This is a genomic window from Streptomyces sp. NPDC086835, from assembly GCF_044745705.1.
Taxonomy (GTDB): Bacteria; Actinomycetota; Actinomycetes; order Streptomycetales; family Streptomycetaceae; genus Streptomyces.
Map to the genome: position 1 here is coordinate 376,660 of NZ_JBIVAU010000004.1, position 12,978 is coordinate 389,637.

General features: G+C 70.7%; 11 protein-coding genes. 6 read left to right on the forward strand and 5 right to left on the reverse strand.

Translation table 11 applies throughout. The features are described from left to right. Positions 1–248: 248 nt before the first annotated feature. The gene (locus ACIPJI_RS16830) at positions 249–1,997 is read left to right on the forward strand and encodes a class I adenylate-forming enzyme family protein (RefSeq protein ID WP_402246970.1); all 1,749 of its coding nucleotides are present in this window, start codon (positions 249–251) and stop codon (positions 1,995–1,997) included. Here the strand turns inward: ACIPJI_RS16830 and ACIPJI_RS16835 are convergent. Continuing rightward, positions 1,972–3,261, reverse strand: a complete 1,290-nt coding sequence (locus ACIPJI_RS16835) for a M6 family metalloprotease domain-containing protein (RefSeq protein ID WP_356618534.1) — start codon at positions 3,259–3,261, stop codon at positions 1,972–1,974. The two genes, ACIPJI_RS16830 and ACIPJI_RS16835, sit on opposite strands and share 26 nt — an antisense overlap. Positions 3,262–3,615: 354 nt before the next feature. Between ACIPJI_RS16835 and ACIPJI_RS16840 the strand changes: the two genes are divergently transcribed. Beyond that, entirely contained in the window at positions 3,616–4,257 is a 642-nt protein-coding gene (locus ACIPJI_RS16840; RefSeq protein WP_402246972.1) for a TetR/AcrR family transcriptional regulator, read from the forward strand. Between the two features lie 112 nt (positions 4,258–4,369). Beyond that, entirely contained in the window at positions 4,370–5,923 is a 1,554-nt protein-coding gene (locus ACIPJI_RS16845) for an MFS transporter (RefSeq protein ID WP_402246974.1), read from the forward strand. Between the two features lie 173 nt (positions 5,924–6,096). Here the strand turns inward: ACIPJI_RS16845 and ACIPJI_RS16850 are convergent, their stop codons facing one another. Continuing rightward, positions 6,097–6,612 (reverse strand): MarR family transcriptional regulator, encoded by a 516-nt coding sequence (locus tag ACIPJI_RS16850; RefSeq protein ID WP_356618530.1) that lies wholly within the window; start codon positions 6,610–6,612, stop codon positions 6,097–6,099. 128 nt (positions 6,613–6,740) lie between these two features. On the opposite strand from ACIPJI_RS16850, the gene ACIPJI_RS16855 reads away from it, so the two are divergent. Beyond that, the gene (locus tag ACIPJI_RS16855; protein WP_402246976.1) at positions 6,741–7,538 is read left to right on the forward strand and encodes a dioxygenase; all 798 of its coding nucleotides are present in this window, start codon (positions 6,741–6,743) and stop codon (positions 7,536–7,538) included. Positions 7,539–7,561: 23 nt separating this feature from the next. On the opposite strand, the gene ACIPJI_RS16860 is transcribed toward ACIPJI_RS16855, so the two are convergent. Continuing rightward, complete coding sequence (locus tag ACIPJI_RS16860; protein ID WP_307706893.1) at positions 7,562–8,113, reverse strand: GNAT family N-acetyltransferase; 552 nt, start codon at positions 8,111–8,113, stop codon at positions 7,562–7,564. Positions 8,114–8,261: 148 nt separating this feature from the next. On the opposite strand from ACIPJI_RS16860, the gene ACIPJI_RS16865 reads away from it, so the two are divergent. Next, complete coding sequence (locus ACIPJI_RS16865; RefSeq protein WP_356618524.1) at positions 8,262–9,263, forward strand: sigma-70 family RNA polymerase sigma factor; 1,002 nt, start codon at positions 8,262–8,264, stop codon at positions 9,261–9,263. 89 nt (positions 9,264–9,352) lie between these two features. Here the strand turns inward: ACIPJI_RS16865 and ACIPJI_RS16870 are convergent, their stop codons facing one another. Then, positions 9,353–10,312, reverse strand: coding sequence for a YafY family protein (locus ACIPJI_RS16870; RefSeq protein ID WP_307706891.1), 960 nt, complete (start codon positions 10,310–10,312; stop codon positions 9,353–9,355). Between the two features lie 63 nt (positions 10,313–10,375). Between ACIPJI_RS16870 and ACIPJI_RS16875 the strand changes: the two genes are divergently transcribed. Next, the gene (locus ACIPJI_RS16875; protein ID WP_402246978.1) at positions 10,376–12,001 is read left to right on the forward strand and encodes an MFS transporter; all 1,626 of its coding nucleotides are present in this window, start codon (positions 10,376–10,378) and stop codon (positions 11,999–12,001) included. Between the two features lie 97 nt (positions 12,002–12,098). Here the strand turns inward: ACIPJI_RS16875 and ACIPJI_RS16880 are convergent, their stop codons facing one another. Then, positions 12,099–12,887, reverse strand: coding sequence for a DUF6227 family protein (locus tag ACIPJI_RS16880; RefSeq protein ID WP_402246980.1), 789 nt, complete (start codon positions 12,885–12,887; stop codon positions 12,099–12,101). Positions 12,888–12,978: the final 91 nt, after the last annotated feature.

Genomic DNA, 12,978 nt, shown 5'->3' on the forward strand with positions numbered 1-12,978 from the left:
GTCGCGGCGGGCAGGGGCGCAAAGTACCGGCCATTCACGTGGCTGCCTAGGGTCTTGACCCCGCTCGCTCGCATGCACGATTAAGACCGGGTTACGACAGTACGTCGGGAGGTGGAAAGCCGGTCGGCGGCGGGACCGGGCGGGGTCGGTCAAGGACCGGGCGGGGTCGGTCAGGGGGGGTGGGCCGGGCAGGCGGCCGGCGCTTGACGGGGTCCGAGGAGCGGCATAGCGTCGCGGGCGTACTGAGCATGCGCTTAGGAAGGCCGCCCGTGTCGCACTCGTACCCCGAAGCCGCCCTCACCGCTCCCGGTGCTCCCTTCGAAGTCGTACGGGGCGAGGACGGCGGACTGATCTACGCGAACGGGCCCCGCACCTTGCTGGAGTTCGTCGAGGCGACGTGGGCGTTCGGGGACCGGCCGTTCCTCGTGGCGGAGAGCGGGACGTACACGTACGGCGAGTTCTTCGCCGCCGCCTCCGCCCTGGCCCGGCGGTTCGTGGACGTCTACGGGCTGCGGCCCGGGGACCGGGCGGCCGTCGCGATGCGCAACCATCCGGAGTGGCAGATCGCCTTCTGGGCGGCGCAGCTCGCCGGCCTCGTCGCCGTCCCGCTCAACGCCTGGTGGACCGAGGAGGAGCTGACCTACGCGCTGGACGACTGCACGCCGCGCGTACTGCTCGTGGACGGCGAGCGGCTGCCGCGCGTCGAGGAGTGGCGGAAGCGGAACGGCGCGCGCTGCGTCGTCTTCCACCAGGACGGGCCCCGCGACGGTCGCGACGACGGACCTCAGGACGGTCACGACGACGAGCACCGCGACGGGCCGGCCGGCGCGGGTGCCTCAGGCGTCGAGCGGTACGAGGACCTGCCGGCGCCGGACCCGTTCGCCGCGCCGCCCGCCGTCGACGTCGCCGCTGAGGACGACGCGACGATCATCTACACGTCGGGAACCACCGGCCGCCCCAAGGGCGCCGTCGCCACGCACCTCGCGCAGGCCGGCGCGGCCCTGCACCCCCGCTACCACGCGGCGGCCGCGTTGCTGGCGCGCGGTGTGCTGCCCGGGCAGGGGCCCGCGCCGGTCGTCCTGATGACCTTCCCGTTCTTCCATGTGGCCGCGTTCACCACGCTGTACTCGATGATGGGCGTCGGCGGCACGCTCGTACTGATGCGGAAGTGGGACGCGGAGAAGGCGCTCACGCTGATCGAGGAGCACGGCGTCACGCATTACTCCGGCGTGCCGACGACGGCGCTCCAGCTTCTCGACGCCGCCGAACGCACCGGCTCGGACCTGGCGACGCTCAGCCACCTCAGCACGGGCGGCGCGGCCGCCCCGCCCGACCTGGTCACCCGGCTGACCGCCCGCTACGGGCACCGGATCGAGCCCCGCAGCGGTTACGGACTGACCGAGACCTGCGGCGGTGTGCTCGCCAACTCCGGGGACGGCTACCGCGGCGACCCGACCAGTGTGGGAAGGCCCTCGCCCGCGACCGAGGTGCGGATCGCCGGAGCGGACGGCGAGCCGCTGCCGGAGGGTGAGGTCGGCGAGCTGTGGCTGCGCGGGCAGTCGCTCGTACGCGGCTACTGGCGCGACGAGCCGGCGGGCGCGGCCGCCTTCCAGGACGGCTGGTTGAGGACCGGGGACCTCGCGACGGTGCGCGAGGGCCGCGTCAGCATCGTCGACCGGATCAAGGACATGGTGGTCCGGGGCGGCGAGAACGTGTACTGCGTCGAAATCGAGGCCGTGCTGCACGGCCACCCCGAGGTCGCCGACGCGGCTGTGCTGGGCGTGCCGCACCCGGTGCTGGGGGAGGAGGTCGCGGCCGTGGTCCGGTTGCGTACAGGCGCCACGGTCACCGCCGAGGAGCTGAGGGAGCATGTCGGCCGGAAGCTGGCCGCCTTCAAGGTTCCCGCGCATGTCCTGCTGCGGGACGAGCCGATCCCGCGCAACCCGACGGGCAAGATTCTCAAGAGGGTTCTCAGGGAGTCGCTCCGGAGCGGGTGATCCGCACCCGGTACACACCGTTCTCGTCCTCGTCGACCACCGAGATGCGTATGCCGTTCTCGCGGTCGGTGAAGGTCTGGCCCGGCCGGTAGGGGGCGTCGGACAGTTCGGCGTGGATGTTGGCGCCCCGGGTGCAGCCGCCGCTGTCGCGGTCGCTGTCGGAGACGGTCACCGGGCCCTGCCCGGTGTCGACGTCGGACTTGACGCGATAGATGAGCACGCCCGGCTCGCACACGTGGTCGTCGTTCCCGGCCCGGGTGCGCACCTCGGCCGCGTAGCCGCTGCTCTCGTCCAGCGGCACGACCACCATTTTGGAGCCGCCGCGGGTGGCGAGCGGGGTGAGGGTGTACTCGGTCGTGCCGGGAGTGGCGGCGCACCCGATCTGGCTGTTGTCCAGCCAGCCGAGCTTCCACTTGTGCCAGCCGAGCAGGTCGTTGTTGGCACCCCAGTCCTCGGACATGATGTCCCAGTGGCCGACCGCGCCGCCGCCGCTCGCGGTGTAGAGGTCGGGCAGCCCGAAGACATGGCCGTTCTCGTGCGGCAGGACGCGGTAGCCGGTCTCCGAGTACGACCCGGAACCGTCGTCCTGGCGGCTGTAGACGAAGGACGTGTTGGCGAGCGGCACGCCGTCGGCGACCGGTGCCGCCTCGTTGCCCGAGAAGGTCACCGAGAGCACGGTGTCCAGCGCGGACGGGCCGGCGTTGGGGGTCACCAGGACGTTGACGAGGTCGTACTGGGTGAAGTCCACCTTCGGGTCGGCGACGGAGACCAGGTCCTCGACCAGCTGCCGGTACCCCGGTTCGTACGGTGAGCCGCGCTCTATCCCGTAGGCGGCGAACGACATCGGCATCCGCAGCCAGTCGGTCACGGGGGCGTGGGGCCGGTAGCTCAGCCGGCCGTACGAGCTGGTGGCGAACCACTGCGAGGTCTGCGGGAAGAACTCCGCGAGCCGGTCGAGGGCGGAACCGCTGCCCTTCGCGTCCGGGAAGTCGATCATCAGGTTGAGCGCGCGGACCACGCCGGTGGAGCGGGTGTAGCCCGCGGGGGTGGGCAGGCCCTCGGACATCTGGACGCCGATGCCCGACGGGATACGGCAGGGTCCGAGGCCCACGGCGTCGGGCGCCGAGCTCGGCCCGGCATACACCCGGTCGGGGCGCGGGACCGTCGAGCTCGCCGTGGTGAGGGCGGCCAGCGTCAGGGCCGCGAAGGCGGCGAGTCCGGCGAGCCTGCCGCGTCTGCGTATCCGGTGGCGGGTCTGCTCCATGCGATCGCCTTCGGGGTCCGCGGCAGCAGGCCGGGCCCTGGCTGCGCTCACTTCGAACAGCCTGTGTCGGGCGGTGGCGGGGCGCGCGCCGGGTGGTCCGATCGTGGGGTTTTCCCAGCGGAAGGCATATGTGGCTCAGGTCACAGTGCGGAGGGGAAATAACCGGGGATCGTTTCCCCGTTTGAACCCGTGTCTCCGCCGAAACGGGGACGCGGTCCCCGGTTGGGGGCCACTGGGCGCCACGGGACTTCAGCGCCGAAGTCCGGACCGCCGGCAGAGGCTGACAGGCCCCGACCCCGGCACCCGGCAACCCCGCCGGTCCCGCGGACGAGGAACACGGAAGGAAGTGGAGTCGTGAGCATCGCCGCCGAAACGCGCCGCACGTCGCGCCCCCGGGCGGACGCCCTGCGCAATCGTGAGCGGATCGTGTCGGCCGCGCGCGAGATGTTCGTCGAGTTCGGGCCGGAAGTCCCGCTCGACGAGATCGCCCGCCGTGCGGGCATCGGAAACGCCACGCTCTACCGCCACTTCCCCGACCGCGCGGTGCTGATCCGCGAGGTCGTCCTCCTCGTCCTGTCCCGCACCACGGAGCAGGCGGACGCCGCGGCGGCCGAGGAGGCCGACGCCTTCGCGGCGCTGCGCCGCTTCGTCCACGTGGCGGCCGACGAACGGATCGGGGCCCTGTGCCCCATGCTCTCCGGCGCCTTCGACGCCGACCACCCCGACCTGCACGCCGGCCGCGAACGACTCGACGCGGCCGTGCGCGGCCTCGTCGAGGCGGCACAGGCGGCCGGCCGGATGCGCACCGACGTCGCCGTGGGCGACCTGATGGTGGCGCTCTCCCAGCTCACCCGGCCACTGCCGGGCACCGCGTGCCCGAACATGGACCGGTTCGTCCATCGTCATCTTCAGCTGTTCCTGGACGGACTCGAGGCGCCCGCGCGCTCCGAACTGCCCGGGACGCCCGCGACCCTGGAGGACCTGCGCACCACGTGACGCCGTGAGTTCCTCTGCCCTCCCGCACTCCTGAGCCCTTTTTCGCGCACCGGGTGACCTTCCGTCACCCGGCCGCGCGTCACCTCCCGTTACCCATTAGGTGGCCAGACGCATGCCGAAAACAGCCGACATTTCATCCTCCGAGCCGAGACTGTCCGGCCCGGGACTCTCCGACCCGAGCCGCTGGAAAGCTCTGGTCTTCATAGCCCTCGCCCAGCTGATGGTGGTGCTCGACGCGACGATCGTGAACATCGCGCTCCCCACCGCCCAGCAGGACCTCGGGATCTCCGACGCCAACCGGCAGTGGGTCATCACGGCCTACGCCCTCGCCTTCGGCGGACTGCTGCTCTTCGGCGGACGCATCGCCGACCTGTGGGGACGCAGGCGCACCTTCATCGTCGGACTGCTCGGCTTCGCCGCCGCCTCCGCGCTCGGCGGCGCGGCGACCGGTGAGGCGATGATGCTCGGCGCCCGCGCCCTGCAGGGCGTGTTCGGCGCGCTGCTCGCGCCCGCCGCGCTGTCGCTGCTCGCCGTGATGTTCACCGACGCCAAGGAGCGCGCCAAGGCCTTCGGCATCTACGGTGCGATCGCCGGTGGCGGTGGCGCCGTCGGCCTGATCCTCGGCGGCTTCCTCACCGAGTACCTGAACTGGCGCTGGACGTTCTACGTCAACATCCCCTTCGCGATCGTCGCCGCCGTCGGCGCGTACCTGGTGATCCGTGAGCCGGCGGGTGCGCGCAACCGCTCGCCGCTGGACATCCCCGGTGTCGTGCTGTCCACGCTCGGTCTGGTGGCGCTCGTGTACGGCTTCACCCGCGCCGAGTCCGCCGGCTGGGCCGACGGCCTGACCGTGGGCATGTTCGTCGCCTCCGTCGTGCTGCTCGCCGCGTTCGTCGCCACCGAGGCGAAGGTCAAGTCGCCGCTGCTGCCCCTGCGGGTCCTGACCGAGCGCAACCGCGGCGGTGTCTACCTGTCGCTGGGCCTCGCCATCATCGCGATGTTCGGGCTCTTCCTCTTCCTGACGTTCTACCTGCAGGTCGTGAAGGGCTACTCGCCCGTCATGACGGGCTTCGCCTTCCTGCCGATGATCGCGGGCATGATCACCGGCTCGACCCAGATCGGCGCCCGGCTGATGACCCGGGTGGCGCCGCGCCTGCTGATGGGCCCCGGTTTCGTCATGGCGGCGATCGGCATGCTGCTCCTGACGCAGCTGGAGATCGACAGCTCCTACGCGGGCCTGATCCTGCCGGCCCAGCTGCTGCTCGGCCTCGGCATGGGTACGGCGTTCATGCCGGCGATGTCCCTGTCCACGCACGGTGTGGACCCGGCGGACGCCGGCGTCGCCTCTGCGATGGTCAACACCTCCCAGCAGGTGGGCGGCGCGATCGGTACGGCTCTGCTGAACACCATCGCGGCCTCCGCCACGACCTCGTACATCGCCTCGCACGCCGCCGGCGCGAGGGACCCGAAGCTGCTGGAGCTCCAGGGCATGGTGCACGGCTTCTCGTCGGCGATCTGGTGGGCGGTCGGCATCCTGGCGGTCGCCGCGGCGATCGCGTTCACGCTCATCAACAGCGGGCGTCCCGGGGCCGGTCCGGTCGCGGCGGGCTCCGGTGAGGGCACCGGCGCGGACGACGAGCTCAAGGTTCCCGTCATCGCGCACTGAGTCACGGAGCCGGGCCGCGGGAGGACCAGGCGGTACGCGCGTGAAGAAGGGCCCCGTCCGGGTGCGATGCACCCGGACGGGGCCCTGCGCTGTGCGGGGTCACCGGAGTCGGGCGGGGCCCTGCGCCGCGCGGATCCGGGCAGGGCGTCGGGCGGGGCCCTGCGCCGCGTCGGTCATCTGAGCCAGGGCAGGTCAGCTCCGGTGTCCTGGGGCTGCAGCCCCTCCGCCATGACCTGCATGATGTCGCCCAGCTGCTCCACCTGTTCCGGTGTGAGCCGGTCGAACATCGCCTGGCGCACGGCTTCGACGTGGCCCGGCGCGGTACGCCGGAGGACCTCGAAGCCTTCCTCCGTCAGTACGGCGTTCTGCCCGCGCTTGTCCGAGGGGCAGTCCTCCCGCCGGACCCAGCCGTTCTTCTCCAGCCGGGCTATCGCGTGCGAGAGCCGGGACCGGGTGATCTTGGCGTCGATGGCCAGCTGGGTCATCCGCTTGCGGCGGCGAGGCGCCTGGGAGAGCTGGACGAGCAGTCCGTAGTAGATGTGCGGCATGCCCGCGTCGCGCTGCAGCTGGCGGTCGAGGTGGTCCTCGAGGAGGGTGGTGGCATGGAGGTAGGAGCGCCACACTCGCTGCTCCTCGTCGCTCAGCCAGCGTGGTTCCTGACCGCCCTCACCATTGAGTGCCCTGTTCATGTATCCACTCTACGACCCGGTTCTTGAAAGTTGAACTAACTGGGTCTAGGGTGGAATCAGCTTGAAAGTTCAAGCTTCCAGTACGCCGGGTCAGCAGACCGGGTTCAGTCGACCGGGAGCCGCCAGTCATGAACGCCACCCCCGCACCCCTCACCTCCGGCGCGCCGCGCATGCCCGCGCTCTACCTCTCCCACGGCGCCCCGCCCCTGGCCGACGACCCGCTGTGGCCGGGCCAGCTCGCCGCCTGGTCCGACGCGCTGCCCAGGCCCGAGGCGATCCTGATGGTCTCCGCCCACTGGGAGGAGGCGCCCCTCGCCCTCGGCGCGACCCGGACGATGCCCCTGGTCTACGACTTCTGGGGCTTCCCCGAGCACTACTACCGCGTCCGCTACGACGCGCCCGGCGCTCCCGAACTCGCCGACTCCGTACGCAAACTGCTCCGCCGCGCCGGTACGCCGGTGCAGGACATCCCCGACCGGGGGCTGGATCACGGCGCGTACGTCCCGCTGGTGGAGATGTATCCGGACGCGGACATCCCCGTGCTGCAGATCTCCATGCCCACGCTCGACCCGCAGAAGCTGCTCGAGATCGGGCGCAGGCTCGCCCCGCTGCGGGACGAGGGTGTGTTGATCGTCGGCAGCGGCTTCTTCACACACAACCTCGCGGCGCTGCGGCACGACGGAACGCCCGGCTGGTCCACAGAGTTCGACGACTGGGGGCGGCGGGCCCTGGCGGACGCCGACGTCGACGCGCTGCTCGACTTCGAGAACAAGGCCCCCGCCGGGCGGCTGGCCCACCCGCGGACCGAGCACTTCGCGCCACTTTTCGTCACCATCGGGGCGTCGGAGGCGGAGATCGGCAACGGCCGGAGCGTGATCGACGGCTTCTGGATGGGGCTGGCGAAGCGGTCCGTGCAGTTCGGCTGACGTCTGCTCCAGGCCGGCCGGGCTCAGTCCAGGTGCTTCTCGAACCAGGCCACGTCCCAGTACCGGCCGAACTTCCGCCCGACCTCTCCGTACGTGCCGATGTGTCGGAACCCGAAACGGGTGTGCAGCCGGACGGACGCGTCGTTCGGCAGGGCGACGCCCGCGTAGGCACGGTGCACGTCCTCCTCCGCCAGGGCCTCGAAGAGCGCCTTGTAGAGCAGGGTGCCGATACCGCGTCCGGCGGCCTGCGGTGCGCAGTAGACGCTGACCTCGACCGACGTGGAGTAGGCCGCCTTGGGGCGGAAGGGGCTGCTGGTGGCGTAGCCCAGGATCCCGTCCGTCGGGTCGTCCGGAGGATTCGGTCCGGCAAACCGGACATCCTGAGCAACCAGAAGGCGGTGCGGGCCGTCTTCAGGGTGGGAGTGCAGCCATGAGCGGCGCTGCTCAGGGGTGAAAACCGCGGTGTCGAACGTGATCGAGGTCTCACGGACGTAATGGTTGTAGATGTCTGTGAGGGCCTTGAGGTCGGCTTCCGCGCCCGCCCTGACCTGCACCTCCGCCTGTTCCGGCAGCATCCGTCCTCCTCAGTCGGCCCGACAGGGTACTGCATGATCGCGGAAATCGATGCACCTGATGGGAATTCTGTCCGGATTCCAGTCGTTGTTTCCTTCGGATGCAGGGCACCCGGGAGGGTGTCGCGACCAACTCAGCAAGGGAGCTCGCATGGCAACCCGTGCCGTCGCCCGTCGTCAGTCCGACTCCGGCGGGGCGACCGACAGGGCAAGCAGTGTTCGCGCCGTGGGCGGGGAGATCGCCGATCGCGACCTGGTCGGCATGTACCTCGACGAGATTGCGCGTACGCCGCTGCTCGACGCCGCCAAGGAAGTCGAGCTGTCCCAGACCATCGAGGCGGGCGTCTACGCCCGTCAGATCCTCGACAAGGAAGTAGACAGCGAAGCAGGCGGAGCCACGCGGGAGGAGCTGGAGGCGCTGGCCGAGGCCGGTGAGCGTGCCAAGGACATCTTCATCCGCTCGAATCTGCGTCTCGTCGTGGCCGTCGCCCGGCGTTATCCCCGCAGCGGGCTGCCGCTGCTCGACCTGATCCAGGAAGGGAACGCAGGCCTGGTCCGCGCTGTCGAGAAGTTCGACTACGCCAAGGGATTCAAGTTCTCCACGTACGCGACCTGGTGGATCCGTCAGGCGATCACCCGGTCCATAGCCGATCAGTCCCGCACCATCCGGCTCCCCGTCCACCTGGTCGAGGAACTGGGCCGCATCCGTCGCGTCCAGCGCGAGTTCAACCGGGAGAACGGCCGGGACCCCGAGCCGTCGGAGATCGCCGAGGAGCTCGGCTCGACGTCCGAGCGGGTCATCGACGTCCTCGACTGGGCCCGTGACCCGGTCAGCCTGAACATGTCGGTGGACGACGCCGGCGAGACCCAGTTCGGTGACCTGCTGGAGGACACGTCCGCCGTGTCGCCGGAGCAGTCGGTGCTCACTCTGCTGCGCAGCGAGGAGCTGGAAGACCTGATCGGCAAGCTGGACCACCGCACCGCGTCGATCATCCGTATGCGGTACGGGATCGAGGACGGCAGGGAGCGGACCCTGACCGAGGTCGGCAAGGAACACGGCCTGACGCGGGAGCGGATCCGCCAGATCGAGAAGCACGCGCTGCTCGAGCTCAAGCGGATGGCCCGCGACACGGGCTTCGAGCCGGCCGCCTAGGGGCCCGGGGGCTGAGAGACGGCCCGCCCCCGGGCCGGCCCCGCCCATGACCGGTGCGCGCAAGCGGCGCGCCGGGTTGGCGGTGCCCCTCAGCCTGTGGCCCGGGCGAGCCGCGTCGCCAGGTCCGTCATGTACTCGCGCAGCGGTTGCGGGCCGTGGACGGTGAACTCGCAGTCCACGAGCGCCAGACGCAGTGCCATCCACTCGACCGAGTCCGCCGACCTCGCCCGCAGCCGGCATGTGCTCTCGCCCGTCGGCGAGGGCGCGCCAAGGTGCTCCGGCAACCGGGCCGCCACGAACGACGCCGGGGCCTCGAAACTCACATCGACCTCGTGCTCCTGCTGGTGGCGCGACATCGAGTGGCTCAGCAGCTCCGCCGCGTCCCCGGCGGGCATCTCGCGCGGCGTGAACCGGGCCCCTGTCGCGAACGGCTCCGTCACCCGGTCGACGCGGAACGTCCGCCAGTCGTCCCGCCCGATGTCGTACGCCACCAGGTACCACCGCCGGCCCGTCGAGACGAGGCGGTACGGCTCCACCTGCCGCCGCGTCTCGGCGCCGTCCCCTGCCCGGTAGCAGAAGCGGAGCCGCTCGCGCGCGGTGACTGTGCCCGCGATGACCGTCAGGGTCTGCGGATCGATCGTCGCGCCGTCGCCCCTGGTGAGGGGCAGGGTCGCCGCCTGGAGTGTGGTGACCCGGTGGCGCAGCCGGGACGGCAGCACCTGCTCGAGCTTGGCCAGCGCCCGTACGGACGCCTCCTCGATGCCTTCGATCGCGTGGCCCGCCCCGGCCCGCAGCCCCACCGCGATCGCCACGGCCTCCTCGTCGTCCAGCAGCAACGGCGGCATCGCAGCGCCGGCGACCAGCCGGTATCCGCCGACCGCGCCCTTGGTGGCCTCGACCGGGTATCCGAGGTCACGCAGCCGGTCGATGTCGCGCCGGATCGTGCGCGCGCTGACGTCGAGGCGCTCGGCCAGCTCGCTGCCGGGCCATTCCCGCGGCGTCTGGAGGAGCGACAGCAGATTCAGAAGTCGTGCCGGAGTGTCCGTCATGTTTCTCAGGATGCCCGCCATCTAGGACATGTTCTGACCTATATCCCCCCTAGATTCCTCCTCATGAGTTCACAGCAGCCCGCCGTAGCCGAAACGGCAGCCGTAACCGAGGTCGCGTCGGACGATCGCCATGACCGCCGCCGCTGGATCGCGCTGGCGATCGTCATGACCGCCGCCTTCATGGATCTGGTCGACGTCACCATCGTCAACATCGCGATCCCCAGCATCGAGCGGGATCTCGGCGCGTCGTTCGGAGCGATCCAGTGGATCACCGCCGGATACGCGCTGGCCTTCGCCGCCGGCCTGATCACGGGCGGTCGGCTCGGTGACATCTACGGCCGCAAGCGGCTGTTCCTCATCGGCATCACCGGCTTCACGCTCGCCTCCGCCCTCTGCGGGTTCGCCGCCAACGAGGAGATGCTCGTCGCCTCACGGCTGCTGCAGGGCTCGGCCGCCGCGATGATGGTGCCGCAGGTGCTCGCGATCGTGCACGTCACCTTCCCGGCGCACGAACGCGGCAAGGTCTTCGGTCTGTTCGGCGCCGTCGTCGGACTGGGCGCGGTGTCCGGCCCGCTGCTCGGCGCACTGCTCACGCAGTGGAACCTGTTCGGCCTCGAATGGCGGCCGATCTTCCTGATCAACCTGCCGGTCGGCATCGCGGGACTGATCCTCGGGCGGAAGTACATCCTCGAGTCCCGTGCGCCGAAGGCCCTCAAGCTCGACCTCGTCGGCGTCGTGCTGGTCACGCTCGCTCTGCTGATGCTGATCTACCCGCTCACGCGGGGCCGCGAGCTCAACTGGCCGCTGTGGGGCCACCTCTGCATGGCCGGCAGCCTGCTCGTCTTCGCCGCCTTCATGGCGTACGAGAAGTACAAGACGCGCAAGGACGGCTCGCCGCTGGTCGAACTCTCGCTGTTCAAGGTGAAGAGCTTCGCCGCCGGTATCGCCGTACAGCTCACCTTCGGCATCGTGATGGGCATCTTCTTCCTCGTCTGGACGCTGTACATGCAGACCGGGCTCGGCTGGAGCCCGCTGAAGGCCGGCCTGACCGGAGTTCCGTTCTCCATCGCCGTCTCCGCGGCAGCCGGTATGTCCGTTCAGCTGCTGGTGCCGCGCTTCGGCCGCAAGGTGCTTCAGGCGGGCGCGGCCACCATGGCCGCCGGGCTGCTCGTCTACATCTGGGAGGCCGACCGTTACGGCATGGCCGTCCAGCCCTGGCAGATGATCCTGCCGCTGGTCGTCATGGGTGTCGGCATGGGCCTGATCGTCGCGCCGCTGACCGACGCGGTGCTCTCCGAAGTCCCGCGCGAGCACGCCGGATCGGCGTCCGGGCTGATCAACACGACCGGGCAGATGGGCACCGCGCTCGGCCTCGGCCTCGTGTCGCTGGTCTTCTTCGGCTCGATAGACGAGGAGCAGCTCGCGCCCGTCCCCGTCGGCAGCGCCTTCGCCCAGGCCTTCGAGAACTCGCTGTGGTGGGTCGCGGCAGTGCTCGGCGTCATCTTCCTGGTGATGTTCGCCCTGCCGGCCCGGCCGAAGCAGCACGTGGAGGGCGGCGCGACGGAGGACGTCGCCGCGGAGGAGGTCCTGACGGAGGGCGTCGTGACGGACGACGGGGCCGGAGTTTTGGCGGAAGACGCGACGGGACCGCTCGCGAAGCCGGAGACGGAACCGGTTCTCTCACGCTGACGGGCCCGCCGGGTGCCCGCGCCGCGATCACCGCGGCGCGGGCACCCGGCGTTCGCGCGCAGCACGGCCGGGCACAGGCCGCCCGGACCGAAGACGGCTAGCGGACGCGCGCCCGGAGCTCCATGGCCTCGCGGGCGTCCTGCTCCGCCTCGTAGACCTCGCACATGTGGCGCCCGTCCGGCGTCGCCGTGTGCTCGACCTCCCACAGGCTCCGCTCCGTGCCGTCGAGCAGCAGGAAGGCGTGCTCGTAGAGCGTGAAGCCCGCGTCCTTGCCGGCGACCCGGAACTGGCGCCCGAAGACCTGGGTGATGTGGTGGGCGAAGGCGCTGCGCAGCAGACGGGCCGTCTCGTCACCCGGCCGGTCGGCGTTCTCCGCGCGGCGCAGCACCCGGCGGGCGTGGTCGGCCGAGTCGTCCGGAACGTACATCGGGGGCAGCGGGGCAGGCGGCGGCGCCATCAGGGCGGCGAGCAGCTCCAGATCTGCGTCCAGGTCGATACCGAGCTCCTGCTCGAGCGCGCTGCCCGGCCCGGCGGCGCCCCCCGTACCGGCGAACCCGGGGAAGCCGGCGGGCAGTCGCGACGCCGCCAGCCGTGCCTCGGACTCCTCCGTGTAGAGCTCGTGCTGCTCCGTGCCGTCGCGGCCGGTGTTGTGCACGAGCTCCCACAGCACGAGCGAACTGCCGTCACCGAGCAGATAGGCGTGGCGGTACGTGGTCCGGTGCAGCGACGCGCTGTGGTGCGAGGAGTGGAGTGAACTGGCGTGCGCCAGTGCGCAGCCGAGCCGCTCGACCGTGGCGTCGGGCAGCTCGAAGGAGTTGAGCGCCCGACCCAGGAGTCGCTCGAGGTGCGTCTCGGTTGTCTCGTAGGGATCGTTCGGATCGTTCAAGAGGGGTCTCCAGGCCGTCGCCACAAGTCACTTGGTGATTGCTAAAAGTAGCGCTTCGGTCGGACAGTGCGCTTCAGGGTTGGGTAAAACG

Excerpts from the sequence above, each read along its gene's own strand:
- ACIPJI_RS16865 (WP_356618524.1), top strand. The coding sequence starts at position 8,262 with ATGGCAACCCGTGCCGTCGCCCGTCGTCAGTCCGACTCCGGCGGGGCG.
- ACIPJI_RS16830 (WP_402246970.1), top strand. The coding sequence starts at position 249 with ATGCGCTTAGGAAGGCCGCCCGTGTCGCACTCGTACCCCGAAGCCGCC.
- ACIPJI_RS16835 (WP_356618534.1), bottom strand. The coding sequence starts at position 3,261 with ATGGAGCAGACCCGCCACCGGATACGCAGACGCGGCAGGCTCGCCGGA.
- ACIPJI_RS16850 (WP_356618530.1), bottom strand. The coding sequence starts at position 6,612 with ATGAACAGGGCACTCAATGGTGAGGGCGGTCAGGAACCACGCTGGCTG.
- ACIPJI_RS16870 (WP_307706891.1), bottom strand. The coding sequence starts at position 10,312 with ATGACGGACACTCCGGCACGACTTCTGAATCTGCTGTCGCTCCTCCAG.
- ACIPJI_RS16845 (WP_402246974.1), top strand. The coding sequence starts at position 4,370 with ATGCCGAAAACAGCCGACATTTCATCCTCCGAGCCGAGACTGTCCGGC.
- ACIPJI_RS16855 (WP_402246976.1), top strand. The coding sequence starts at position 6,741 with ATGAACGCCACCCCCGCACCCCTCACCTCCGGCGCGCCGCGCATGCCC.
- ACIPJI_RS16860 (WP_307706893.1), bottom strand. The coding sequence starts at position 8,113 with ATGCTGCCGGAACAGGCGGAGGTGCAGGTCAGGGCGGGCGCGGAAGCC.
- ACIPJI_RS16875 (WP_402246978.1), top strand. The coding sequence starts at position 10,376 with ATGAGTTCACAGCAGCCCGCCGTAGCCGAAACGGCAGCCGTAACCGAG.